The organism is Altibacter lentus (assembly GCF_000746845.1).
GTDB classification, from domain to species: Bacteria; Bacteroidota; Bacteroidia; order Flavobacteriales; family Flavobacteriaceae; genus Altibacter; species Altibacter lentus.
In genome coordinates, this window is the sequence record NZ_KN050846.1 from 488,889 (window position 1) to 512,416 (window position 23,528).

24 protein-coding genes and 1 other RNA gene are annotated in these 23,528 nt (G+C 41.5%); 13 read left to right on the forward strand and 12 right to left on the reverse strand.

What is annotated here, in order from left to right:
- Nucleotides 1–70 precede the first annotated feature (70 nt).
- Nucleotides 71–1,351 carry an ornithine--oxo-acid transaminase gene (rocD, locus tag JS40_RS02335; RefSeq protein ID WP_034258040.1) on the forward strand — a complete coding sequence of 427 codons (1,281 nt, stop codon included), beginning with the start codon at nt 71–73 and terminating at the stop codon, nt 1,349–1,351.
- Between the two features lie 67 nt (nt 1,352–1,418).
- Here the strand turns inward: rocD and JS40_RS02340 are convergent, their stop codons facing one another.
- The 3 genes from JS40_RS02340 to JS40_RS02350 all read right to left on the reverse strand — a co-directional run bounded on the left by JS40_RS02340 (nt 1,419) and on the right by JS40_RS02350 (nt 3,972).
- Entirely contained in the window at nt 1,419–1,742 is a 324-nt protein-coding gene (locus tag JS40_RS02340; protein WP_034258042.1) for a CCC motif membrane protein, read from the reverse strand.
- 86 nt (nt 1,743–1,828) lie between these two features.
- Complete coding sequence (locus tag JS40_RS02345) at nt 1,829–2,125, reverse strand: DUF2752 domain-containing protein (protein WP_034258044.1); 297 nt, start codon at nt 2,123–2,125, stop codon at nt 1,829–1,831.
- An 11-nt stretch (nt 2,126–2,136) separates the two neighbouring features.
- On the reverse strand, nt 2,137–3,972 hold the full coding sequence (locus tag JS40_RS02350; protein ID WP_034258046.1) for a T9SS type A sorting domain-containing protein: 1,836 nt from the start codon (nt 3,970–3,972) through the stop codon (nt 2,137–2,139).
- Nucleotides 3,973–4,162: 190 nt separating this feature from the next.
- Between JS40_RS02350 and JS40_RS02355 the strand changes: the two genes are divergently transcribed.
- Complete coding sequence (locus JS40_RS02355; RefSeq protein ID WP_034258048.1) at nt 4,163–4,711, forward strand: Smr/MutS family protein; 549 nt, start codon at nt 4,163–4,165, stop codon at nt 4,709–4,711.
- On the opposite strand, the gene JS40_RS02360 is transcribed toward JS40_RS02355, so the two are convergent.
- A complete protein-coding gene (locus JS40_RS02360; RefSeq protein WP_034258050.1) occupies nt 4,708–5,574 on the reverse strand; it encodes a hypothetical protein in 867 nt (288 codons plus the stop codon). The two genes, JS40_RS02355 and JS40_RS02360, sit on opposite strands and share 4 nt — an antisense overlap.
- 91 nt (nt 5,575–5,665) lie before the next feature.
- On the opposite strand from JS40_RS02360, the gene JS40_RS02365 reads away from it, so the two are divergent.
- Entirely contained in the window at nt 5,666–6,814 is a 1,149-nt protein-coding gene (locus tag JS40_RS02365) for a cysteine desulfurase family protein (protein ID WP_034258052.1), read from the forward strand.
- 5 nt (nt 6,815–6,819) lie between these two features.
- On the opposite strand, the gene JS40_RS02370 is transcribed toward JS40_RS02365, so the two are convergent.
- Entirely contained in the window at nt 6,820–9,285 is a 2,466-nt protein-coding gene (locus tag JS40_RS02370; protein WP_034261955.1) for a TonB-dependent receptor, read from the reverse strand.
- A gap of 15 nt (nt 9,286–9,300) precedes the next feature.
- A complete protein-coding gene (locus tag JS40_RS02375; protein ID WP_034258054.1) occupies nt 9,301–10,992 on the reverse strand; it encodes a M23 family metallopeptidase in 1,692 nt (563 codons plus the stop codon).
- 145 nt (nt 10,993–11,137) lie between these two features.
- Between JS40_RS02375 and JS40_RS02380 the strand changes: the two genes are divergently transcribed.
- The 4 genes from JS40_RS02380 (at nt 11,138) to rny (ending at nt 13,516) form a co-directional block, all read left to right on the forward strand.
- The gene (locus JS40_RS02380; protein WP_034258056.1) at nt 11,138–11,428 is read left to right on the forward strand and encodes a hypothetical protein; all 291 of its coding nucleotides are present in this window, start codon (nt 11,138–11,140) and stop codon (nt 11,426–11,428) included.
- 9 nt (nt 11,429–11,437) lie between these two features.
- Nucleotides 11,438–11,728 (forward strand): cell division protein ZapA, encoded by a 291-nt coding sequence (locus JS40_RS02385; protein ID WP_034258058.1) that lies wholly within the window; start codon nt 11,438–11,440, stop codon nt 11,726–11,728.
- A gap of 57 nt (nt 11,729–11,785) precedes the next feature.
- A non-coding RNA gene (ssrS, locus tag JS40_RS15020) (6S RNA) lies at nt 11,786–11,893 on the forward strand.
- A gap of 57 nt (nt 11,894–11,950) precedes the next feature.
- Entirely contained in the window at nt 11,951–13,516 is a 1,566-nt protein-coding gene (rny, locus tag JS40_RS02390) for a ribonuclease Y (RefSeq protein ID WP_034258060.1), read from the forward strand.
- A 28-nt stretch (nt 13,517–13,544) separates the two neighbouring features.
- Here rny and JS40_RS02395 read toward each other — a convergent pair whose 3' ends face one another.
- Together JS40_RS02395 and xerD are read right to left on the reverse strand one after the other, a co-directional pair.
- Nucleotides 13,545–14,492, reverse strand: coding sequence for an aldo/keto reductase (locus JS40_RS02395; protein WP_034261958.1), 948 nt, complete (start codon nt 14,490–14,492; stop codon nt 13,545–13,547).
- An 81-nt stretch (nt 14,493–14,573) separates the two neighbouring features.
- Nucleotides 14,574–15,479 carry a site-specific tyrosine recombinase XerD gene (gene xerD / locus JS40_RS02400; RefSeq protein WP_034258061.1) on the reverse strand — a complete coding sequence of 302 codons (906 nt, stop codon included), beginning with the start codon at nt 15,477–15,479 and terminating at the stop codon, nt 14,574–14,576.
- 107 nt (nt 15,480–15,586) lie between these two features.
- On the opposite strand from xerD, the gene JS40_RS02405 reads away from it, so the two are divergent.
- The 4 genes from JS40_RS02405 to aroQ all read left to right on the forward strand — a co-directional run bounded on the left by JS40_RS02405 (nt 15,587) and on the right by aroQ (nt 18,080).
- Complete coding sequence (locus JS40_RS02405; protein WP_034261961.1) at nt 15,587–16,132, forward strand: porin family protein; 546 nt, start codon at nt 15,587–15,589, stop codon at nt 16,130–16,132.
- An 83-nt stretch (nt 16,133–16,215) separates the two neighbouring features.
- Nucleotides 16,216–16,842: a porin family protein gene (locus JS40_RS02410; protein ID WP_034258062.1), complete on the forward strand. Its 627-nt coding sequence runs from the start codon at nt 16,216–16,218 to the stop codon at nt 16,840–16,842.
- 173 nt (nt 16,843–17,015) lie between these two features.
- Nucleotides 17,016–17,588: a porin family protein gene (locus JS40_RS02415; protein WP_034258063.1), complete on the forward strand. Its 573-nt coding sequence runs from the start codon at nt 17,016–17,018 to the stop codon at nt 17,586–17,588.
- 69 nt (nt 17,589–17,657) lie between these two features.
- On the forward strand, nt 17,658–18,080 hold the full coding sequence (aroQ, locus tag JS40_RS02420) for a type II 3-dehydroquinate dehydratase (RefSeq protein ID WP_034258064.1): 423 nt from the start codon (nt 17,658–17,660) through the stop codon (nt 18,078–18,080).
- A gap of 62 nt (nt 18,081–18,142) precedes the next feature.
- On the opposite strand, the gene lpdA is transcribed toward aroQ, so the two are convergent.
- The 4 genes from lpdA to JS40_RS02440 form a co-directional block, all read right to left on the reverse strand.
- Entirely contained in the window at nt 18,143–19,519 is a 1,377-nt protein-coding gene (lpdA, locus tag JS40_RS02425) for a dihydrolipoyl dehydrogenase (protein ID WP_034258065.1), read from the reverse strand.
- A gap of 138 nt (nt 19,520–19,657) precedes the next feature.
- Complete coding sequence (gene msrB / locus JS40_RS02430) at nt 19,658–20,062, reverse strand: peptide-methionine (R)-S-oxide reductase MsrB (RefSeq protein ID WP_034258066.1); 405 nt, start codon at nt 20,060–20,062, stop codon at nt 19,658–19,660.
- Entirely contained in the window at nt 20,062–20,541 is a 480-nt protein-coding gene (msrB, locus tag JS40_RS02435) for a peptide-methionine (R)-S-oxide reductase MsrB (RefSeq protein ID WP_034258067.1), read from the reverse strand. Before msrB (JS40_RS02435) ends, msrB (JS40_RS02430) begins: the two co-directional genes overlap by 1 nt.
- Before the next feature lie 14 nt (nt 20,542–20,555).
- The gene (locus JS40_RS02440; RefSeq protein ID WP_034258068.1) at nt 20,556–21,068 is read right to left on the reverse strand and encodes a hypothetical protein; all 513 of its coding nucleotides are present in this window, start codon (nt 21,066–21,068) and stop codon (nt 20,556–20,558) included.
- Between the two features lie 211 nt (nt 21,069–21,279).
- On the opposite strand from JS40_RS02440, the gene JS40_RS02445 reads away from it, so the two are divergent.
- Nucleotides 21,280–22,098, forward strand: a complete 819-nt coding sequence (locus tag JS40_RS02445; RefSeq protein ID WP_034258069.1) for a M48 family metallopeptidase — start codon at nt 21,280–21,282, stop codon at nt 22,096–22,098.
- A gap of 77 nt (nt 22,099–22,175) precedes the next feature.
- The gene (locus tag JS40_RS02450; protein WP_034258070.1) at nt 22,176–23,495 is read left to right on the forward strand and encodes an MFS transporter; all 1,320 of its coding nucleotides are present in this window, start codon (nt 22,176–22,178) and stop codon (nt 23,493–23,495) included.
- Nucleotides 23,496–23,528: the final 33 nt, after the last annotated feature.

The following is a 23,528-nucleotide window of genomic DNA, read 5'->3' on the forward strand; positions in this document are numbered from 1 at the left end:
GCGGGCCTACGGATGATTTCTCTCCGGAAAGCAGGAATTAACTTTGTTCTACCAATAATTTCAGAAAAAAATGGCAGTGTTAGAGAAAACAGCTTCCCAGAAAGCGATCGATCTAGAAAATAAATACGGAGCACATAATTACCATCCACTACCGGTGGTATTGACTCGGGGTGAAGGAGTCTATGTCTGGGATGTGGACGGCAAAAAGTACTACGATTTCCTTTCGGCGTATAGTGCGGTGAATCAAGGGCATTGCCATCCAAAAATTGTTGATGCTATGAATGATCAAGCACAACGCCTTACACTTACTTCCAGAGCCTTTCACAATGATATGTTGGGTGTGTACGAAAAATACGCAAGCGAATATTTTAATTTCGACAAGCTCTTACCTATGAATACGGGAGCAGAAGCGGTAGAAACGGCTATCAAGATATGCAGAAAGTGGGCTTACGAGAAAAAGGGAATTGAAGAAAATGAAGCAGAGATCATTGTCTGTGAAAATAATTTCCACGGAAGGACGACGACTATTATTTCTTTTTCCAACGATCCTATTGCCAGAAAGAATTTTGGACCTTACACAAATGGATTCATTAAGGTATCTTACGATAATCTGGCTGAACTTGAACAGGCAATGGCTAGTAGTCCGAATATTGCCGGATTCTTAGTAGAGCCTATTCAGGGAGAGGCAGGGGTATATGTTCCTTCCGAAGATTACTTGATAAAAGCCAAAGCACTTTGTGAGAAATATGACGTGCTGTTCATAGCCGACGAAGTTCAAACGGGAATTGCTCGTACGGGTCGTTTGTTAGCTACTTGTGGAAACTGCGATTGTCCCAAAAAGGATTGCAGTGGCACCCCCGATGTAAAACCTGATATCCTGATCCTTGGGAAAGCCCTTAGTGGCGGCGCATATCCCGTATCGGCTGTCTTGGCAAATGATGCTATTATGAATGTGATAAAACCCGGGACACATGGATCCACCTTTGGAGGTAATCCGGTAGCAGCGGCAGTGGCTATGGCTGCTTTGGAAGTGGTTAGAGAAGAAGCTCTGGCAGAAAATGCAGATACACTCGGTGCGCTTTTCCGCAGTGAATTACAAGCATATATTGATACCAGCAACATCGCTACATTAGTGCGAGGAAAAGGCTTATTGAATGCAATTGTTATCAATGATACCGAAGAGAGCGATACCGCTTGGAATATTTGCCTGAAACTGCGTGATAATGGATTATTAGCAAAACCTACTCATGGTAATATTATTCGATTTGCACCTCCGTTGGTTATGAACGAATCGCAATTACGAGAATGTATTGAGATCATTATCAATACCCTAAAGACGTTCGAAAAATAATAGTGTAGAATATAAACAATAAAAAAAGCGGCAAATTGCCGCTTTTTTAAATTCTTTTATAGAGGTATTACATTCCGTATTGCTCCATAATTTCCTGATTCATATTCATTATGCCGTCCATTCCCAGTGTTGCGAATAAGAATATTACATATCCAAGATAAATCGCATTTAGTACGATACCAATAATGGCTAGGATTTTTCCTGTTTTTACATTTTGGTAGCCTGTGTATTGCTCGGGATTGGCCATATAGACTGCAGTGGCTTTTTTAGCCATGACAATAGCAATAATTCCAAAGATAAGTCCAAGAACACCATAACAACAACATGTTACGATAGAGACAATACCAAAAACCAGAATAAGGGTAGCGTTAGGTAATTTTTGTTTTTCCATAATTGAAAGTGGATTTAGTTGATTAACTCTATAAATTTAAACGAAATAAATTAAACCGAACTTGTATTCGTACAAATTTTAGCGAATTAGAGAACCGCATTCATCTTTATAACATAACTTATTATTATGATGATCACATTGAGAAGTAATAGCCCGACCTTTATCTGAAAGGCAAATCGAAACTTTATAAAAAGATTTAAAATAACTACCAATGCTAAAATAAGTAGGGTATAGATGGCAGGATACATTTTAAATGCTGCTATGAATTCGCCTCTAAAAAGTAAGGCTGTGGCACGTTGGATGCCACAGCCTAAACATTCTACCCCGAAGAGACTCTTATTGGTACATTCCAACATATAGTCTTCCAGGCCCTCTAAGTTCATAAAGGATATATTTAATTACGGATAGTGATCTTATAATCAATCGCTATGTCATCATCCGTTGTAAGTTTCACTAAATAAACACCATCACTTAAGGTAGCGGTAGAAAAGGTGAAATTTGTAGCATCACCAATATCATTTCTGCTTACCACAAGTTTTCCGGACATGTCATAGATATGAGCGGATTTTATAGTGTACCCTTCAGGATTTGTAACTTCTAATTGAGAAACCGGATTGTTTTGAAAGAACTCAACACTTTCTATAACAATATTTCGTTGCTCAGCAGCCAAAGAAAGTTCAGAGTTAGGATCAGACGTACTTCCGTTGTTTCTAAATACTATAAAGAAACGATTTTGATAGTGTCCAGCCGGCAAAAGTTTTTCGGCACCTGAATCTTGCGTAAAATTGTGATATGTATTGGTAACATTATCGTACAAATAAGCCTCGCGATCCATATTCACCTGCTCTACCGTTGTGAATTTAACGGTGGTTTGTCCATTAAGTTTCAAATTTAGAGGTACGCGAACCGTTCCGTTTTCAAAAGGAAGCGTTTGAATAACATATTCTTCCATCTCGTTTCCGTCTCCAATAGGAAAGTAAGCTTCAGATGTTGCATCCATCGGGCTTCTTCCGTCCAACCCTCTGTCAAACTTCTCTGTAGCCTCATCAAAAAATGCTAATACCAACTGACGAATATGCGAATTATTCATTTTAACATTAATGCGCAAATGCGGTAATCGGTCATCAGGTTCTGTAACTGTTCCTCCCGGATCAGCTCCGGTTGAAGAACCGGTAACAGGAGTTCTAAACTGAGACCCATTGGCAGCGCCTTCTTTAATATATCGTCTGTGACTGTTCTTAAATATTATTACACCATCACCTCCCGCATTAGGAGTAGTTATGTCAAAACCTTGTCCAATAGGAGCAAAACGTCGAGCATACACCGCTCCTGCACCTGTTTGTCCTCCACTTGGATTTCCACCGGCATCATAATTAAGGAAGGGTGCCGGGGTATAGAAGCCGTTATCTGTGGTTCCATTGGGATCGTTAGGACCTGGAACGTATATTCCAAAACCACCTTTGTTTTGTGTAAACAAGTGGGAATCAACAGTTCTGTCTTCATCCCAATACCAAAATTCACTGATTTCGGTATTATCGGCATCGTAGAACACACGGTTAAGGTCCAATGCAGAAGGATAAGGATTTCCTGCCAGAACCGAAGTGCCCGGTATTACAGCAACACTAATATTTCCGCTGTTCGCCCGACCTCTAAAATCATAAATTTGATTGTGATTGACGGTACCAACACCTTTCATTGTAAAACCATATCCCGGAGGTACAACATTTGATGTGTTGATCGCTGCATAGTTATTAACACCGGCAGGGCGTCTGTACAACCAACGTCTTGAAATTGTGAGAGGATTGATTCCCCCATTGTGACCTGGTGTCGTTAGTGCTACGACCGAATTGGTCAAGCTTAGTGAATCATTCACTCTGCCAACACCAAAATTTTGATTTCCACTTCCGGAGGTGATTCCCACAGGAGAACCCCAAAAGGTATAATCCCATGCGTCATCATCCGGTACGTTTTGGAATACAGAGATATAACCATTTCCGGTGTTAGAGGAAACAGTTCCTCCTTGTACTAATTGTGATTCATTTCTTAAATAGATACTTGCTCTCGTTGTGCCAGGATTATTTTCCTGTAAATTGACATAACCATCCACGTAAAGTACTTGGTCATTTACATATACATAGGAATCAGTGGCTCCATTGGGTTTAACAAAAAGCTGAGCAATGGACACAGCAGAGAAGAGCAACATCGTTGCGAGGGGTAGTAGGTTTTTCATATTTCACTGGTTTAACGTGGGTTTTCTGGGGGGAAAATTCCACTATTTCCGTGGTAAATTTAAAAATATTTTTGTATTTACGAACAATTTAAGTGAAAAATCGCAGAAATTTAATACTCAGGGAGTTGTAAAATTCTTACATGATATTAAAAAAATTGATGTATTTTCCTTCTTTATGAATAAATAACCGATGAAAAAAGGCACAAAAGTTTCAGTGTTAGATGATATAATTTCCGGAACGATCACTGCAATTTCAGGTGACGACATCACTATTGTCACAGACGATGGATTTGAAATGCAATTCCATAAGAATGAACTGGTTGTGGAGAAATCAGCCTTTGCTGCTCGAGAATTGATACCTGATAATATATCAGGAATTATTTCAGAAAAAGAAACAAAAAAAAGAAAAAATGCCCCGCGCGTTAAACCAAGGGAACGGTCGGCCCCTCCTATGGTGGTAGACCTTCATATACATCAATTGGTCAAAAGTCAAAAAGGACTTAGCAATTACGATATGTTAACCATACAGACAGACACCGCAAAACGGCAACTGGATTTTGCTATTTCGAAACGCATTCAACGTATCGTATTTATTCATGGAGTGGGGGACGGCGTCCTGCGGGCAGAACTGGAGTATCTTTTTAAACGGTATGAGAATATCGAGTTTTATGACGCCGATTATCAAAAATTTGGTCGCGGTGCCACTGAGGTGTATATCTTTCAGAATAAAACGTCTTAATTGACGAATTCGGGCGTGATCGTTATAGTAGTATCTACTATATCCTGTATACTGCCCATGTCCAAGGACTCCTGAATGATCTGTTCCTCGCCATTAATTAGCACCACATTGGACAAGAACAAGCTGATGCTGCTTTTTAGACTGTAATTGTGTTCGCGGTACATCTCAACCGTAACGGGAACCGCTACGGCCGGATTCAAATAATCGGGACCAACGGTTGGATCTGTGATCATTTGTGTTGGATCCAGACCGCCACCGGCTTCGTTACGAGTTAAGATTCCATCGTTGTCATCATCGGTATCCAGATAATCAGGCAGAGCATCTCCATCGGTGTTTTGGGGATTGTCCGGGTCGGGACCAATTTCTACTGCAGTAGGAACATTATCCCCATCATCGTCAAAATCATAATAGTTCAAAAGACCATCGTTATCGGTATCCAGCGTACTCTCCGGATCTTCTTCAACCGAATCATTGTCATTAAGTAGGGTCGTAGTGATAAGGGTAGCGACGCCCGATGTTGCCAAATACTCGATAGTGACCGTAGGACTGGTTGGCGGAAAATTGCTGCAAAAATAGCTGTTTGTTATCGCTTCTGAATAGGTTCGATAGTTAACAACGTTTGAAGCATCCAGATTGAAATCTATAGTTTCGCTCTCTAAGAAGAGGGTTTCGGTAGTGCTTAGTTGTAATGAAAGGCTTTCGGCTGTGGAGGAATTGATCTTAAAAAAGACATACGACCCCGGCTCACCACACAGCTGAAGGTTGGCATCCTCAAAATTAAAGGTGGTAACGATCACATCACCATCATCACAGGACGTCAAGCAGGTAACCATAAGAAGTCCGAGAGCTACTATTTTGTTCATAGTTTATAATATATTTGCAACTGTTACAAAGAAACGGATTTCTTTAGAACTGTGGTATTTTAGTCTATTATAATATGTATTTTTGCCGCCTATGAAGAAAGTTTATTTTGATAGCGCTGCGACCACACAACTTCGAAGTGAGGTCATACGATGTATTTCTGAAGTACTTAAAACAGAATACGGAAATCCTTCATCTACACACTCATACGGTAGATCATCTAAATCATTACTTGAAAATGCTCGTAAAGAAATTGCAGGACATTTAAAAGTCGCCGCCAGTGAGATCATTTTCACTTCCGGCGGCACTGAAGCAGATAATCTGGTGCTTCAAAGTTGTGTGCGAGACCTGGGGGTTAAACGCATCATTACAAGTAAAATCGAACATCACGCTGTCCTTCACACAGTCCAAGAACTTCAACAGCAATATGATATTTCGGTGGCTTATGTGAAATTAGACGAATGTGGTGTGGTGGACTTCGATCATCTGGAATCTTTGCTTAAAGAATCTAATCAAAAAACGCTTGTTTCCTTAATGCACGTTAATAATGAGGTGGGTACTTTGCTCGATCTTAAACGCGCTGCAACCCTCACCAAGGCGCATAATGCATTGTTCCATAGTGATACGGTCCAATCTGTGGGACATTACGAATTGGATTTTTCTGAAATACCTATCGATTTCGCAGCAGCAGCAGCTCATAAGTTCCACGGTCCCAAGGGTGCCGGCTTCTTGTTTGTTAGAAAGAACAGCAATCTTAAGTCTATTATTCACGGAGGAGAACAGGAGCGGGGCTTGCGTGCAGGAACCGAAGCTGTCTATGCAATAGCCGGAATGGCCGAAGCACTTAAACTGTCCTATCAAAACTTGAAAAAGGAGCGTACCTATATCTTGGAACTGAAAGATTATTTCAAACAGGAACTTGCTGCAAAAATCCAAGGCGTGAAGTTCAACGGAGCCTGCGAAGATAATGAGAGAAGCACCTATACATTACTTAACGTATGTTTGCCGATTTCGCAGGAAAAGGCCATGTTGCTTCTGTTTCAGTTGGACCTTAAAGGAATTGCCTGCTCAAAAGGAAGTGCATGCCAAAGCGGTAGTGAAAAAGGTTCGCACGTTTTGTCTGAAATCCTTTCCGAAGAAGACCTTAAAAAACCAAGTATCCGATTCTCTTTTAGTAGCTTCAATACCAAAGAAGAAATAGACTATGTAGTTGAAGTACTTCAGTCGTTTATTTCAGAATAACAACGCTAGAATTTCATGGTCACCCTAACGTTGAATACACGAGGGGTCAAGAAATTAGGTATAGAATACTGTGTTTTGGTGTAAACATCGCGTACAAACGTATTGGTAATTGAATTCCGTACATCGAAAATATTAAAGATCTCTGCACCCACCGTCAATTCCTCGAAAGGCTTCAGCCAGCCGCTATCCCGCAATTTCTTTTGATCGACAATAACATAGGAAACACCTACATCGGCCCGTTTGTAATCTCGCAATCGACGCTGAAACGTATAGGGATCTGCATAGCTTGGAGATCCTCCCGGGAGTCCTGTGTTATACACTAAATTCAAATACATCTTGAGGTCCGGGATCACTTTCACATAATCCTGAAAGAGCATCGCAAATTTTAACCGTTGATCGGTGGGTCGAAAAATATAACCCCGATCGTCGATATTCTCTTCGGTCTTTAGATATCCGAAGCTTATCCAGCTCTCGGTCCCCGGAACGAACTCGCCGGAGAGCCGCATGTCCAGGCCATAGGCATAGGCTACGGCATTGTTTCGGGCTCTATACCGAATGCGCACATTTTCCAGGGTATAGGGGTTGACATCGGTAAGATCTTTGTAATACACTTCCGAATTAAGCGTGAATGGTCTTCCCCAAAGATCAAAACTGTAATCATTCCCAAATACTATGTGTATCGATTGCTGTGCTTTAACCCCGGGCCGAACGGTTCCCGTAGAATCACGCAACTCTCTGTAAAACGGTGGCTGATGATAAAATCCGCCCGAAAGGCGAAATAACATATCCATCTCCCATTCCGGTTTAAGGGAAATTTGAGCTCTGGGACTAAAAACTGTTTGCGTGGTACTTGTAATATCCTTTCCATTTACGGTCCAGTTATGCGCCCGTACTCCTGCATTGAGCCAAACTTTGTTAGTTCCCCATTCAGTTCGCCGACTCCATTGGGCATATCCTGAAATCCGGTCGATCTGAACATCGTTTCGTGCGCGTATCTCGGTAAAGGGTACAATGGGTGTATCGAAAGGTGTATAGGGTTGATCGTTTGCAAAATCACTTATCGGCGGACGTATAGAAAACCCTGCAGAGTCGATGATCTCATATTCCTGCACACGGTCTCTTATATCTTCGCGGGTGTATTTTATTCCGTATTCTATTTTGTTCTCGCTAAGGGAAAGGTTCCCTTTGTGCTCTGCGTTGATGATCAAAGCATCCAGATCGTTACGAGCGTGAGTGAGTTGACCGCCAATTCCTTCGGTAAACTCTACTTCTCCCAAATTCTCGTCGCCTATATTGGTATTTACTTGTCCCAATCGATATTGCGCAAGGATGTCGAAATATTCCTGCTCGGTGGTCTGATACCCCGAAAGGATGAACTTGGCAGTATAGTTTTCAGAAACCACATAGGTCCCTTTTAACGCCCCAAAATAGGTATTGTAGCGATCTTCTTCCTGACCCTCATAAAACACCAACAACGCAATGGGGTCGGTTAGTGTCCCGAAATTTGTTTGCCGTGTAAGCGGCTGATAACTGTAATCGTTGATTGATACATTCCCTAAAAACCCTAATTCGAACTTGTTTGTGAATTTATATGAAAGATAGGTCTGCGCATCGGCGAACTTAGGTTTAAAATTGGTCTCGGTTTGCTTGGCCTCAACGAACAAGCTGTTGTCTCTGTAACGAAGTCCTACGATACCACGTAATCGTTCACTTTTTGAAATTCCTTCCACCGAAACACTCGCTCCCAAAAGGCTAAGATCTGCTGTGGCGCCAAAATCCACCGGTTGGCGGTATTCTATATCCAACACCGAAGATAGCTTATCTCCATATTTCGCCTGAAATCCTCCGGCCGAAAAATCTACCGAGCGCGTGAGGTCACTATTCACAAAACTAAGGCCTTCCTGTTGTCCACTGCGTATTAAAAATGGGCGGTATACCTCGATTTCATTCACGTAGACCAAATTCTCATCGTAATTACCACCACGAACATTGTACTGCGTACTAAGCTCATTGTTGCCGCTTACCCCTGGAAGGGACTTTAAAAGGTTCTCTACACCCGCATTGGCCCCCGGAATCTTACGAATTACTTCCGGTGCTATGGTGGTAATTCCTTCAACCTGTTTTTGTTTTTTTCGGGAAATAACAACTTCCCCGATCTGAGCAATATCCGTTTTCATGACCGGATTGAACTCATAATCGGCGTTGGGCTCCAGTGTGACGGACAGTTCTATTTCCTTGAACCCGATATATGAAAAGGTAAGTGTTACTCTTTCATTAGACGGGATCTCGAGCAAATAATAACCGTTGATGTCGGTTTGTGTCCCGGCGTTTGCTCGGTAACTAATATTCACTCCCGGAAGGGGTGTATTGGTATCATCAAGAACAATCCCTTTTATGGTCGCATTTTGCGAGAGTGCGTTTGCAATTGTAAAGAATAACAGGAGAAGTAGCGGTAAGGTTTTTGTTTTCAAAAGCAATTTTTTGAATTATTTTCTGAAAAAGGTTGCTTCAAATGTAGTACTATTTCCCACATTATCGATAACAATCAGTTTCAAATTATTTTCAGAATCGGTAATCACACCATCATCAAAATCATAGGTTAGAACGTCTTTTTTGTAATCATATTCTAATAAGATGAATTTTCCATTCACCGTAGCGCGGTAACTGCTAATACCACTTAGGTCATCTGTAATCTTAAACCGAAGGGTTTCGTTCTTGCTAATCCACTTTCCGTCGTCAAAGTTCAATGCTTTTACCGAAGGAGCTGTGGTATCTGCCACAAGAACATAAGAACCGAAGGTACGAGTATATGCCGAGAGCTTATCTCCCTTTCTTGTGGTGGTATTATAGTAGGGGTCGCCGCGGTAGTTGAGACGGCCAACATATAAGCGATCGAGATCCTTGGGGTCGTAGTTGGATGCATCTACGGTGATGGTAATGTTTTTGTGAATAGGAATCACATCCTCATGTAATAGAAGTGTATCGCCCTGTGCCTGTATGTCCAAATAAGTATCTTCATATAAGCTGTTGGCAGGGATATAGACGCTAAATTTACCCTTAGATATTGAAGTGGCCTGGTTGGCGTAAATAAAATCATCGGTCTTAGCGACTGTTTTTGGTTCCAGAATTTCGCTGTTGGAACCTTCTATTGGAACTGTGATATTGATTACGTTTCCTTTAAAATCGGTTACTTCGATGGTATAATTAGAGCTGAAACCATCTTCGACAGTAATAAAACCATTCTCGTTTTCATTGGTGATCACACTTAAGGGGTTGTTGGCCTCCCGAAACAATTTTTGGACCCTGCTCTTATTGTTCATCCAGTAGTAATAATCAATAAAACGATTAAGATACCGTGTTTCATCAAAAGAAAATTTTTCAAACAACACCTTGAAACTTTCGGTTCCATTATAGTGCGTCGTTATCTTGTATACACCATTTTTATTCGACGCACCATCCTGCTGATCGTAGGCCGAGACCCCAAAACCAATTTTTCCGTGCGCCGTGATCTTCTCTGCCTTGTACGACCCATCCTTTTGGAGCATTAATCGCAGTTTTACAGGATTTTGTGAACGGTTGATATGGGCTTCTTCAGAGATGGGATAGGCCATGACACTGTTAATAAGCGGCTTTTTAGAATCGGGGATGTCAATGCCAAATAACATGGGATTCATAGGACGAGAAGCCCCGTCCCTTATCTCGAAATGCAGGTGGGGCCCGCCACTGCTTCCGCTGTTACCCGTATAACCAATAATATCTCCTTTGTTCACTGTGAGCCTGGAAGCATCAGGGAATAATTCTACTTCGAAGGATTCTTTGTTATACTGATTTTCCTTCACGTATTGTTCGATAGCTCCTGCATACTTCTGAAGATGCGCATATACAGTGCTGTACCCATTAGGATGTTGAATATACAGCGCTTTTCCGTAACCATAGTGAGCCACCTTGATCCTGCTTACATAGCCATCGGCAGGAGCGTAGATGGGAAGCCCTTCTTTTTGTTGGGTCTTTATATCCAATCCGCTGTGAAAATGATTGCTGCGCAATTCCCCAAAACTGCCTGAAAGAATAAGGGGAATGTCCAGTGGATTCGAGAAATAATCTGTTGGAACCGACTGTTGTGCTTGCAAGCCAAGACCTCCAATAATAAGCAGGCATAACAAAAGTGTATTCTTCATAAAATGCATAATTCAATATAGATTAATGGGGAGTTGGAGGTTTTATTGTGATCGTAATTCAATATTACAAAAAATTATAGAAAAGAGTTGTCTTATTAGGGGATGTGTGTTAACTTTGTCTGTATAGTATTGAAATAAACAATTAATGAGTGATCTTTCAGAAATTGTTGATTCTTTGGAAAATAGGATTAGCAAACTGCTTCACCGACATGAAATCCTGAAGCAATCTAATGTAGCATTGACTGAAGAACTGCAACTTTTAAAGTCACGCCATGACGAATACGAAAATGAGATTCAGCAATGGCAGGAAAAATGCACCTCATTAAAATTAGCAAACTCAATACTTGGCAGCGACCAACATAAACGAGAAACAAAACTCAAAATAAATGCTTTAGTTCGGGAGATCGATCTTTGTATCGCACAACTTTCCGAGTAAACTGAAATCATGTCGAACCAATTAAAAATCAAGATTTCGATTGCAGATAGGGTCTACCCGTTAACTATAAACCCTGCGCAGGAAGAAGGCCTTAGAAAAGCCGCCAAGAAGATCGAAGAAATGATAAAAAAGTTCGAAAAAAGCTATGCCGTAAGGGACAAGCAGGATGTATTGGCCATGTGCGCCTTGCAATTTGCCGCTCAGGTGGAGCAAAAAGGAATTGATAAGAATACTGATGAACGACACATTGAGGACAAGCTGGAAGCTTTAAATCAATTGTTGCAGGAGCATTTAACATAATACTAAGTTCTTTTAAATACAAAGGTTACTGCCTACATTAATATTATTTTTTGGTAAACTCAACACGAATTCTTTAAAAAGGGTGAGTTAAAGTTGTAAAAGCGAGCCGTCTTTGAGCGGATACTTGATCAGCTTGTTAGCCCTAAACTTGTTTTTAAGGAGTTTATTCAAAATGCATCTATTAATGTAGGCTTTTTTTTTACACCAAAAACAGATCGGAAAATGGATAATATTATTACCATAATTATAGTAGCGATCGTAGGGATAGCCATTGGTTTCCTTATTGCAAAGTTGTTGGAGCGCAATAATGCCTCACAACTTGTGAAGTCGGCAAAGAAGAATGCCGCTACGATCCTGAAAGAAGCAAAAACGGAGGCAGAGTCTATAAAGAAGGATAAAATCCTTCAGGCCAAGGAAAAATTTATCGAATTGAAATCGGAACACGAAAAAGTGATCCTAAGCAGGGATAAGAAGATCTCTGACGTTGAAAAGCGCATTCGCGATAAAGAATCTCAAGTTTCCAACGAACTCTCAAAGGCCAAAAAACTTAATGCCGACATGGAGGCAAAGCAAAAGGACTACGACGAGAAACTTGCTTATTTAGAGAAAAAGCAATCTGAAGTAGATAAACTCCACCGTGGACAGATCGAGCAGCTAGAGGTGATCTCAAGTCTTTCTGCCGAAGATGCCAAAGCGCAACTTATAGAGAATCTTCGGGAAGAAGCAAAGACCGACGCCATGGCATACATACAATCTTCTATTGAAGAGGCGAAAATGACCGCTCAGCAAGAAGCTAAAAAGATCGTGATCAACACCATTCAACGTATCGGGACCGAAGAAGCCGTTGAGAATTGTGTCTCGGTTTTCAACTTAGAGAGTGACGATGTGAAAGGACGTATTATTGGTCGTGAAGGCCGAAATATTCGTGCCATTGAAGCAGCGACAGGTGTTGAGATCATCGTAGACGATACGCCGGAAGCGATCATTCTTTCTTGTTTCGATTCTGTGCGTCGTGAAGTAGCACGCCTTTCTTTACACAAACTTGTTACCGACGGAAGAATTCATCCCGCACGTATCGAAGAGATCGTTAAGAAAACAACCAAACAAATAGAGGAAGAGATCATTGAGGTGGGAAAACGCACCGTGATCGATCTGGGTATCCATGGTTTACAACCGGAACTTATAAAAGCAGTGGGTCGCATGAAGTATCGTTCTTCTTACGGTCAAAATCTGCTGCAACATTCACGTGAAGTAGCAAAACTTTGTGGTGTCATGGCCAGTGAACTAGGTTTGAATGCAAAACTAGCGAAGCGTGCAGGTCTCTTGCACGATATTGGTAAAGTACCGGAAACCGAAACGGAAGTTCCCCATGCTATCCTAGGGATGCAATGGGCTGAGAAATATGGTGAAAAACCAGAAGTATGCAATGCCATAGGGGCACACCATGATGAAATAGAAATGACGAATTTGTTGTCACCAATTGTTCAAGTGTGTGATGCCATTAGTGGTGCGCGTCCTGGTGCCAGACGGCAGGTGCTGGACTCCTACATCCAGCGATTAAAGGACCTGGAAGATATTGCCTTTGGTTTTAATGGCGTGAACAAGGCTTATGCCATTCAGGCGGGGAGAGAACTACGTGTGATGGTGGAAAGTGAAAAAGTAAGTGATGAGAAAGCGGCGCAGCTGTCGTTCGAGATCTCACAAAAGATACAAACCGATATGACCTATCCGGGACAAGTAAAGATCACGGTAATCCGTGAGACCCGGGCGGTAAATATTGCCAAATAAAAAAAAGCCTCCGAAAGGAGGCTTTTTTTTATTCATCGTATACATTGGTATAACCTTTCTCGGGCGCATCAAAGAATTTTCCCGTGATAAATCTATAGTGTTTGTCGAGTTCGGCGATGCTGTCCATATCCTCTTTATCCAGTTTCACATCGGCTGCTCTAAAATTAGCGACAATGTGTTCTTTGGTTGTAGATTTGGGTATAACCGCCGTCCCACGATGCATGTGCCAACTAATTAATACCTGTGCTACGGTGGCGTCTCGTTTTCGGGCGATTTTCTGAAGTGTTTCGATTTCCAACAGATTTGGCTCATCGTCTCCTTTCATTCCTTCGGAACGGTCTCCGGATCCAAGCGGAGAGTAGGCTGTCATGAGTATGTCTTCCGAAGAACAGAAATCCAACAAGTCCTTTTGTTGTAACAGAGGGTGAAGCTCTACTTGATTCATTTCGGGAATGATCGAAGCGTCTTTAATAAGTGCTTGTAATTTTTTCTTACTGAAATTGGAAACGCCAATATGCTTGGCATACCCGGCATCTTTGGCCTGTTCCAGTTGTTTCCACGTCATAGATAGCGGTTCTTCTTCAAGGGAGACATAATCTGAAGGGGAGGAGGGAAAGCTAACGCCCAACTTAAAGGCGATGGGCCAATGCATAAGATAGAGATCGAGGTAATCCAATTGCAGCTTTTTAAGCGAGGTTTGAAGTGCCGGTATTACTTGTCCTTCCCCGTGGGAATCGTTCCACAATTTAGAAGTGATGAATACATCCTCACGAAAGATCCTACCTTCGGCAAATACTTCAGCTAAAGCCTCGCCAATAAATTCTTCATTGTCATACGCAGCCGCCGTATCAATATGCCTATATCCGGCATAGAGCGCCTCTTTTACGGCATTTTTTACATCATTTCCTTTCGATTTCCATGTTCCAAGGCCCAAGGAATGCATGGTATCGCCATTTTTAAATTGTAGTGTTTTCATAGTTGCTTCTTTTTTATTAAAATACGAAAGCACATTGCTTTTCAAAAACGAAGCAGACACTTTAGCGTTTATTTAACGCAACTATATTTTATCTTTCCTGGGGTGATACGTATCGATCACAGTACGAAGGTGCGTGGTGTCAATATGGGTATAAACCTCGGTAGTGGTAATGCTCTCATGTCCGAGCATTTGCTGGATCGCTCTTAGATCGGCGCCATTTTCCAGTAAATGGGTCGCAAAAGAATGGCGAAACGTATGCGGACTCACGGTTTTACGTATCCCTGCAACTTCTGCCAGTTGCTTTACTATGGTAAAGATCATAGCTCGGGTTAGAGGTTTCCCGCGTCGGTTGAGGAACAAGGTATCCTGTGCCAGTACATCCACAGGTTGATGCCTGCGTATGTCCTTGCGATAGATCTCTATATATTTGATCGTGGTGGCGGCAATAGGAACAAAACGTTGTTTGTCGCCTTTACCGGTCACTTTTATAAAACCTTCGTCGTAGAATAGATCGGAGAGTTTCAGCCCTATCAATTCCGATACCCGCAGCCCACACCCGTATAAGGTCTCTAAGATCGCACGATTTCGTTCTCCTTGCGGGCTACTAAGGTCAATCGCGGCTATAAGCATGTCAACCTCGTTTATAGATAGCGTGTCGGGAAGTTTACGGCCAATTTTAGGACTTTCGATAAGCTCTAACGGATTGGTGGAACGGTATTCTTCAAAGATCAAATAGTTGAAAAAACCCCGTAATCCGGAAATGATCCTACTTTGTGTTCTGGGATTTACTTTCTTTGCAATATGGTAAATGAACTCTTGCACCGTCTCCTCAGAAATTACAGTTGGGGAAACAAGAATATTATTAGAATCAAGCCATTTCTCTAATTTAAGGATGTCCAGCGAGTAATTGTCTATAGAGTTTTGGGAAAGACCGCGCTCAATCTTCAAATAATGACCGTAATCGCTCCGCGCCTGTTTCCATTTCATGAGATGGTTCTTTTTTATACCTGTGATGTAAAAGTACTTTTTAAAATAATTGAAAGCAATTAAACGTTTTACAGTAAATTTGAATAAACTAATTTAAAATTATGAATATGAAAAAATTGATTGTATTAGCCGTTATCGCTCTATTTGGAACTACTGTGCATGCTCAGGGACTTGACCTTGGTATAAAGGCAGGAGCCAATTTTTCAAACATAACGGATGCTTCGGGTCTTAAAAATAAAACAGGATTTGTGGTTGGTGCATTTGCGGGAGCTAAATTTGGGGACAAAATTGGTCTTCAAGCAGATTTACTTTATTCGCAACAAGGTGCAGAATTTGATGGCGGAGAAATTGATTTGAATTATGTAAACGTTCCTGTAGTTTTAAAATACTACGTTACCGAGAGTTTACAAATTCACGCTGGTCCTCAGTTTGGTTTTGTGGTGGACGATAATGTTACAGAAGTATTTAATAACATAGCAGAATCCGAATCTTTTGACCTCACAGGCGTAGTAGGTGCCGGTTTTGAATTTCCCTTTGGTATTCGAGTCGATGGGCGGTATAATTTCGGATTAACCGACATTATCAATACAGATGGTACTAAAAACGGAAAGAACAGTGTAGTTACCCTATCCGTCGGTTATTCTTTCCTGTAATCCATTAAGAAAGACTTAGGATTTGCTTTGCATATTTTAGGATTTGATTTGAGTAGGTTTGTCTAAACTTAAAAAATCAAATTATGAAGAAAGTAATGTTAATGCTCATTTGTTTGCCTTTGGCAATGGCCACAGCGAACGCACAGGAAGTAAAACTTGGTGTAAAGGCCGGGGTCAATTTTGCGAAATTAACAGGCGATGCCGTTGAAGACGCCGATGGACGTACAGGATTCCATTTAGGTGGGGTTGTTGAAATACCTGTTTCTGAAACATTTGCCGTTCAACCGGAGGTGCTGTATTCGCAGCAAGGGCTACAACAAGAAACCGACTTCTTCGGTGATACGTTAGAAACGAAGCTGAAGCTGGATTACATCAATGTACCTGTGATGGCGAAATATTATGTCACCGACGGACTCAGTATTGAGGCCGGACCACAATTTGGGTTTAATGTAAAGGCTGAAACCGAAATTTCTGTGGAAGGAGACAGCGACGGCGATGAAATTGAAGGAACTACCGATGTAAGCGATTCAGTTTCAGGGTTCGATCTTGGCCTTGGTGGCGGATTGGCTTATCAATTGAACAATGGTGTTTTCTTTCAGGCGCGATATATGTTCGGGATCTCTAATGTGGATGAAGACGATGACGAAGGATTCATTGGAGATAATCTAACCAACTCAACGCTTTCCTTCTCTGCAGGGATCAAATTCTAACAAGCAGAATTAAATCATTTAGTAAAAAGGAGTGGTAAAACCACTCCTTTTTTATTTGAAAGCCTCTAAAAAACTGTTAATAAGTGCGTTAGTAACTATCACTCGTATGGAAGGTGGAGCATATTAATAAATTTAGTAGTTTTATATATAACTAACACTTAAATATTCAAATTATGAAAAAACTAATTTTACTGGCTGCTTTTGCAGTATTTTCATTGACAACCATCGAAGCACAAGAAATTAGCTTCGGACTTAAAGCAGGCGCTAATTTTGCTTCAGTGAATGGTGATGATGCCGACAATCTGGACGGAAGGACCAGTTTGCACGGGGGAGCTGTTGTTAATATCGGGCTAAGTGAATTAATAGCTATTCAGCCTGAGGTACTATTCTCTTCTCAAGGATATTCCTTTAATGATGAAGACGGGGATAATGATGTTGTTTTAGACTATATCAACATACCTATTCTTGTTGATGTGACGCTCGCTGATGGGTTTAGTCTGCAAGGAGGCCCACAAGTTGGAATCAACGTGGGGAGTAAATTGAAATTCTTGGATGAGGAGATCGATTTAAAAGATGGGACTGAATCCTTAGATCTCAGCGCGGCGATAGGTGCTCAATACCGCTTGCCAATGGGCGTATTTTTCCAAGCGAGATATGCAATAGGATTTACTAACATTTCTACGGAAGAAGACGTTGACGCGAAGAACTCTGTAGTGAGCTTATCAGTTGGATGGTTCTTTAATTAAATTTTATAAACTAAACGAAGAAAACGGAAGCTTTAACTTCCGTTTTTTTTATTTCTATATCTTTGAACTATGAAGATTATTATAATAAACGGTCCTAATCTGAACCTTCTGGGTAAGCGAGAGAATGATATCTACGGTGATGAAACTTTTCAAGATTTTTTTGAACGACTACAAGAAAAATTTCCACAGGTCTCCCTGAGTCATTTCCAGTCCAATGTTGAGGGCGAATTGATCAATGCAATTCAGGAAGTGGGCTTTTCCTATGACGGCATTATTCTTAATGCCGCAGCATATACCCATACTTCGGTGGGAATTGGAGATGCCGTAAAAGCGATAACGACCCCTGTGGTAGAGGTACACATCTCTAATACCTTCGCCAGAGAAGAGTATCGGCATACGTCTTATATTGCCCCAAACACAAAAGGAATCATCTTGGGATTCGGCTTACAGAGCTACGAACTTGCTGTACAGAGTTTTTTAGCCAAGAATTAAAAAAAGCGTCTGTCCCACAATATTACGGAGATCAAACGCTTTTGCTCTTGTAAAAAACTATCTTACAAATGTATCACTTCGTCGTAAGCATCGGCTACGGCTTCCATAACAGCCTCACTCATGGTGGGATGTGGATGTATAGCTTTTAAAACTTCGTGTCCGGTTGTTTCTAATTTACGTCCTAAAACTGCTTCAGCGATCATATCGGTCACTCCGGCTCCGATCATGTGGCAACCCAACCATTCTCCGTATTTTGCATCAAAGATTACCTTAACAAAACCATCTTTAGTTCCGGCAGCACTGGCTTTTCCGCTTGCGGAAAAAGGAAACTTCCCTATTTTTAACTCATAACCGGCTTCTTTAGCTTGTTTTTCGGTCATTCCCACGCTGGCGATCTCTGGTGTCGCATACGTACATCCCGGAATATTTCCGTAGTCAATAGGCTCAACATGAAGTCCCGCTATCTTTTCTACACAGGTGATCCCTTCTGCCGAAGCAACGTGCGCCAAGGCTGGGCCGGGAACTACATCACCAATGGCGTAATACCCGGGGATATTTGTTTGATACCAATCGTTGACCATGATCTTATCGCGATCTACAACGATCCCTACATCTTCAAGTCCTATATTTTGAATATTGGAAGCGATCCCTACAGCTGAAAGGACGACCTCTGCTTCTAACGTTTCTTCTCCCTTTTGGGTCTTCACCGTGGCTTTTACCAGTTTTCCGGAGGCATCAAGTTTTTCTACGGAAGAAGATGTCATCACTTTGATACCTGCTTTCTTGAATGACTTCTCAAATTGTTTTGAAACGTCCTCATCTTCCAAAGGAACCAAATGCGGCAAAAACTCTACAATGGTTACTTCGGTTCCCATAGCGTTATAGAAATGTGCAAACTCAACACCTATGGCACCACTTCCTACTACAATCATACTTTTTGGTTGTGTTTTAAGGCTCATTGCCTCGCGGTAACCAATTACTTTTTTCCCGTCCTGCTTCAAATTTGGTAATTCTCGCGAGCGTGCTCCCGTGGCAATAATGATATGATCTGCAGAATACTCTTTTCCATCGACATCTACTTTCTTCCCGGGTTTCAACTTTCCGAAGCCATTGATAACATCGATCTTATTCTTCTTCATTAGGAATTGTACACCTTTACTCATTCCATCGGCTACGCCTCTACTTCGCTCCACCACCTTGCTAAAGTCCTTATCGGCTCCTTTGACGATCAATCCGTAGTCTTCTGCATGCTTTAAATAATCGAACACCTGTGCACTTTTTAATAAGGCTTTTGTTGGGATACAACCCCAGTTAAGGCATACACCCCCTAGGCTTTCTTTTTCTATGACTGCTGTTTTAAACCCTAACTGAGAGGCTCTTATGGCAGTTACGTAACCACCCGGACCACTTCCCAGTACTATGATATCGTATTTACTCATCTTCTGAATATATGTTCTGTGAATTAATGTCACGAAATTACAAAATGAAAGTGGAACAGGGAAGGCCCGCCGGGTATTTATACAAAAAAAGCGGAACTCGTTTAAAGTTCCGCTTGTTTCTTTTTCTTTTTCAAATGCTTATTCTTTCTGAAGGTCTACTGAAAGTGAATTCACACAATACCGTTGACCTGTTTCTGTGGGACCGTCATTGAACACATGGCCCAAATGACTTCCGCAGTTAGCACAAAGGATCTCAGTACGTATCATACCATGGGAAGTATCCCGAATGTATTCTACAGCACCGTCAATGGCTTCATCAAATGAAGGCCATCCGCAACCGCTGTCGAACTTGCTATTGCTTTTGAATAAAGGAATATTACAGGCTCCGCAGAGATACGTTCCTTTGTCGACAGTAAGATTATAGGTGCCGGTAAAGGGACGTTCGGTTCCTTTTTCCCGAAGGATACGATAGCGTTCGGGACCCAATTCTTGGAGCCATTGCGCTTCTGTCTTTTCGACAGGATATGTCTTTTTTTTCTTCATTATTGTTTCATGGGAATGAAATCCAGTGCCGCACCATTGACGCAATGTCGCTTTCCGGTGGTTTCTTCGGGACCATCCTCAAATACATGACCAAGATGTCCGCCACAGGTGGCACAATGTTCCTCTACACGGGTGTATCCTAAATTCGTATCGGTCGAATAGGCTACATTTCCTTCGATCGCGCGATCGAAACTTGGCCAGCCTGTACCGCTATCGAACTTGTGTTTTCCTTCAAATAAAGGCGTTTCGCAGGCCGCACACACATAAGTGCCGGGTTCGTAATTTTTATTAAGCTCACTTGAAAAAGGCCGCTCGGTACCTTCTTCCCGCAGTACATAATATTCCATTTCTGAAAGCGCTGCCTTCCATTCGGCTTCGGTTTTAGTAACAGGGAATTCCTGAGCCTCTTTTTTATCTTGTGCCGAAGAATTACAACTTATAAATAATAGTGTTAATGCAATGATCGGTAGTTGTTTCATTATTTTTTAAATATTTAGGGTATGGTTTCAATATCGTTTGTAGAAATCTCGAACATTCGCATTAATTCTTCCATGGTGAGGTCAGCCGATCCGTACTCCGAAGGAACTACTGCAATTCTAAAGATTTGGTCGTTCGTAAACCCGTTACCTAACAGGGAAAGATCAAAATCCCCTTGTAGAAATAACAACACATCTACAAAAGTATGATTGAAGGTATACTGAAAGGATCCATCGGCTGTATAGATCGTTTGAGGAAGTTGACTCCACACGTCCAAAGACCCGCCATTCCCATCAGGAACCACATCTTCCAACCAATACACCAAGATCACATCACTTTCAAAAACCTCTACATTAGATGGGATTGTAAAAAGTTGTTCGTAATTGTTTGCTTCGGAAAAAGTAGCGTTTACTTCAAATACCTGACCTAAAATATTAATACCGGGTTCTCCCGGAGGTCCCGGATCACCTTCACAAGAACTAAAAATGATTCCCGCACTTACTGCCAATAGTAGAATGATATGTTTCATGGTGTTTGTTTTTGTTAGTGTGTTACAAAAGTTGTTCCACTTTATAAAAATAATAGGTTACGTCCCCATCTTTCTTAAAATTGATATAAAAAACAGGTATCAATATTTAATATTTCCCCAAAACGAACGTGATCCCTTCGTTTTTATATTTTTTTTATAACAATTGAAATTTTATATCGCTATTTTTAAAAGATCAACAAAGAATATAATTATGAAACTGAAAAAAACACTATCCTTTCTTGCGGTAACCTTATTGTTCCTCGCTTGTACCACAAACCCTTTTACAGGGAAACAAACACTGGCCTTGGTTCCTAATTCACAAATTTACCCAATGGCATTTCAGCAATACAATCAGATCTTAGCTGAAAACAAAGTGATTACCGGTACCGCCGATGCACAAATGATCAAGAATGTTGGGCGGAAGATCGCCATGGCATCCGAACGTTATTTAACGGCCAATGGATACGCAGGATACTTAAATGATTACGAATGGGAATATAATTTAATTGAAAGCCCGGATATTAATGCGTGGGCCATGCCCGGAGGTAAGATCGCATTCTACACGGGGATACTACCCGTAGCACAAGGTGAGGCAGGTATTGCAGCGATCATGGGCCATGAAGTAGCTCATGCTTTGGCCAATCATGGACAACAACGAATGAGTGCTTCACAATTACAAGGCTTAGGTGCAGTAGCCGGTAATCTGGCATTGAGTAAGGATCCTAAGAACCAACAGATATTTAATCAGGCGTATGGTATTGGATCTACATTGGGGGTCATGCTGCCCTTTAGCCGAAGTCATGAAACAGAAGCAGACCGTATCGGACTTACTTTAATGGCCATTGCCGGTTATGACCCCATAGTTGCGGCGCAACTATGGCAACGAATGCAACAACATGGCGGCGGTGCACCCCCCGAATTCTTAAGTACTCACCCTTCCAGTACTACCCGTATCAATAATATAACAGCCTGGGCTCCCGAGGCAAAAGCCGAAGCACGGAAGTTTGGAGTGACGTCTTTTAAAAAATAATTTGTGCTACTATCACTATAATGATTACTTTAGAATCCCGCTTTGCAGCGGGATTTTTTCTTGATTAATCACGGAATATGGCACAACTGGTAAAGGGAAGTAAAAAATTATTGAACGCTTGGGCATTCTATGATTGGGCGAACTCGGTGTATAGTCTGGTAATCGCATCTGCGGTGTTCCCCATTTATTATCAAGCCTTGTTCAATGTGGCCAATGTTGAGACTGTCAACGTATTTGGCGGAGCCATTCGAAGCACCCCGCTAATTAGTTATACAACTGCTGCAGCATTTTTAATGGTTTCGATCATATCGCCTTTGCTTTCGGGTATTGCCGATTACGTAGGCAATAAGAAGGTTTTCATGAAGTTCTTTTGCTATTTGGGTGCCGTATCATGCATTGGCCTCTATTTCTTCGATCTGGACCGAATCTATATAAGCTTAACATGCTATTTTTTCGGGTTGGTGGGATTTTGGGGAAGTCTGGTTTTTTATAATTCATATCTCCCGGATGTCGCTTACAATGAACAACAGGACCGAATAAGTGCTAAAGGCTATTCCATGGGATATATTGGAAGCGTGCTATTGCTTATTTTTAATTTGGTCATGGTCATGATGCCTCAATATTTCGGATTAGGGGAGGGGGATGCGGCAAGTATGAAGGCGATGCGCATTTCGTTCATTACGGTAGGTGTTTGGTGGATCGCCTTTAGTCAGTATTCTTTTTACCATCTCCCCAAAGGTGTTTCCTCCGGACACAAGGTTACGCGAAGGGTACTGCTGAATGGATTTAGAGAACTGAGAAACGTATATCGCTCTCTTTCCGAAAACAGTACATTAAAACGTTATCTGGCTGCATTCTTTGTTTATAGCATGGCTGTACAAACCGTGATGCTGGTCGCAACATATTTTGGAGAGCAGGAAATCGCCTGGGGCGGAAATGATGAAAAGACCATTGGTTTGATCTCCAGCATTCTTATCATCCAGTTGGTAGCCGTAATAGGAGCGACCCTCACATCCCGAGCTTCCGAAAAATTTGGAAACATTGTCACACTGGTAGTTATCAATATTATTTGGGTAGGGATTTGTATCGTCGCTTATTTTGTAGAAACACCTGTACGGTTCTATGCTACTGCAGGAGTGGTTGGATTAGTGATGGGAGGAATACAAGCATTGTCGCGTTCTACCTATTCAAAATTTTTACCGGAGACCAAGGATACGACTTCCTATTTCAGTTTTTATGACGTCGCAGAAAAAATTGGAATTGTAATAGGGATGGTCATTTACGGCTTTATAGATCACATAACAGGGAGCATGCGCAATTCAGTATTGTTTTTAGTGGTCTTCTTTATTATTGGTGTTATTTTGCTTCTTCGAGTACCAAGAAAATCGATGAAATAAACAATTTTTACTTATGTTTGCGGTTATTACCTG

Coding starts and splice junctions, on each gene's coding strand:
- aroQ (WP_034258064.1), top strand. CDS start 17,658: ATGAAGATTATTATAATAAACGGTCCTAATCTGAACCTTCTGGGTAAG.
- JS40_RS02350 (WP_034258046.1), bottom strand. CDS start 3,972: ATGAAAAACCTACTACCCCTCGCAACGATGTTGCTCTTCTCTGCTGTG.
- JS40_RS02340 (WP_034258042.1), bottom strand. CDS start 1,742: ATGGAAAAACAAAAATTACCTAACGCTACCCTTATTCTGGTTTTTGGT.
- msrB (WP_034258067.1), bottom strand. CDS start 20,541: ATGAAACAACTACCGATCATTGCATTAACACTATTATTTATAAGTTGT.
- JS40_RS02375 (WP_034258054.1), bottom strand. CDS start 10,992: ATGAAGAATACACTTTTGTTATGCCTGCTTATTATTGGAGGTCTTGGC.
- rny (WP_034258060.1), top strand. CDS start 11,951: ATGGATAATATTATTACCATAATTATAGTAGCGATCGTAGGGATAGCC.
- JS40_RS02415 (WP_034258063.1), top strand. CDS start 17,016: ATGAAAAAACTAATTTTACTGGCTGCTTTTGCAGTATTTTCATTGACA.
- JS40_RS02360 (WP_034258050.1), bottom strand. CDS start 5,574: ATGAACAAAATAGTAGCTCTCGGACTTCTTATGGTTACCTGCTTGACG.
- rocD (WP_034258040.1), top strand. CDS start 71: ATGGCAGTGTTAGAGAAAACAGCTTCCCAGAAAGCGATCGATCTAGAA.
- JS40_RS02345 (WP_034258044.1), bottom strand. CDS start 2,125: ATGAACTTAGAGGGCCTGGAAGACTATATGTTGGAATGTACCAATAAG.
- msrB (WP_034258066.1), bottom strand. CDS start 20,062: ATGAAGAAAAAAAAGACATATCCTGTCGAAAAGACAGAAGCGCAATGG.
- lpdA (WP_034258065.1), bottom strand. CDS start 19,519: ATGAGTAAATACGATATCATAGTACTGGGAAGTGGTCCGGGTGGTTAC.
- JS40_RS02395 (WP_034261958.1), bottom strand. CDS start 14,492: ATGAAAACACTACAATTTAAAAATGGCGATACCATGCATTCCTTGGGC.
- xerD (WP_034258061.1), bottom strand. CDS start 15,479: ATGAAATGGAAACAGGCGCGGAGCGATTACGGTCATTATTTGAAGATT.
- JS40_RS02405 (WP_034261961.1), top strand. CDS start 15,587: ATGAAAAAATTGATTGTATTAGCCGTTATCGCTCTATTTGGAACTACT.
- JS40_RS02450 (WP_034258070.1), top strand. CDS start 22,176: ATGGCACAACTGGTAAAGGGAAGTAAAAAATTATTGAACGCTTGGGCA.
- JS40_RS02355 (WP_034258048.1), top strand. CDS start 4,163: ATGAAAAAAGGCACAAAAGTTTCAGTGTTAGATGATATAATTTCCGGA.
- JS40_RS02380 (WP_034258056.1), top strand. CDS start 11,138: ATGAGTGATCTTTCAGAAATTGTTGATTCTTTGGAAAATAGGATTAGC.
- JS40_RS02445 (WP_034258069.1), top strand. CDS start 21,280: ATGAAACTGAAAAAAACACTATCCTTTCTTGCGGTAACCTTATTGTTC.
- JS40_RS02440 (WP_034258068.1), bottom strand. CDS start 21,068: ATGAAACATATCATTCTACTATTGGCAGTAAGTGCGGGAATCATTTTT.
- JS40_RS02365 (WP_034258052.1), top strand. CDS start 5,666: ATGAAGAAAGTTTATTTTGATAGCGCTGCGACCACACAACTTCGAAGT.
- JS40_RS02410 (WP_034258062.1), top strand. CDS start 16,216: ATGAAGAAAGTAATGTTAATGCTCATTTGTTTGCCTTTGGCAATGGCC.
- JS40_RS02385 (WP_034258058.1), top strand. CDS start 11,438: ATGTCGAACCAATTAAAAATCAAGATTTCGATTGCAGATAGGGTCTAC.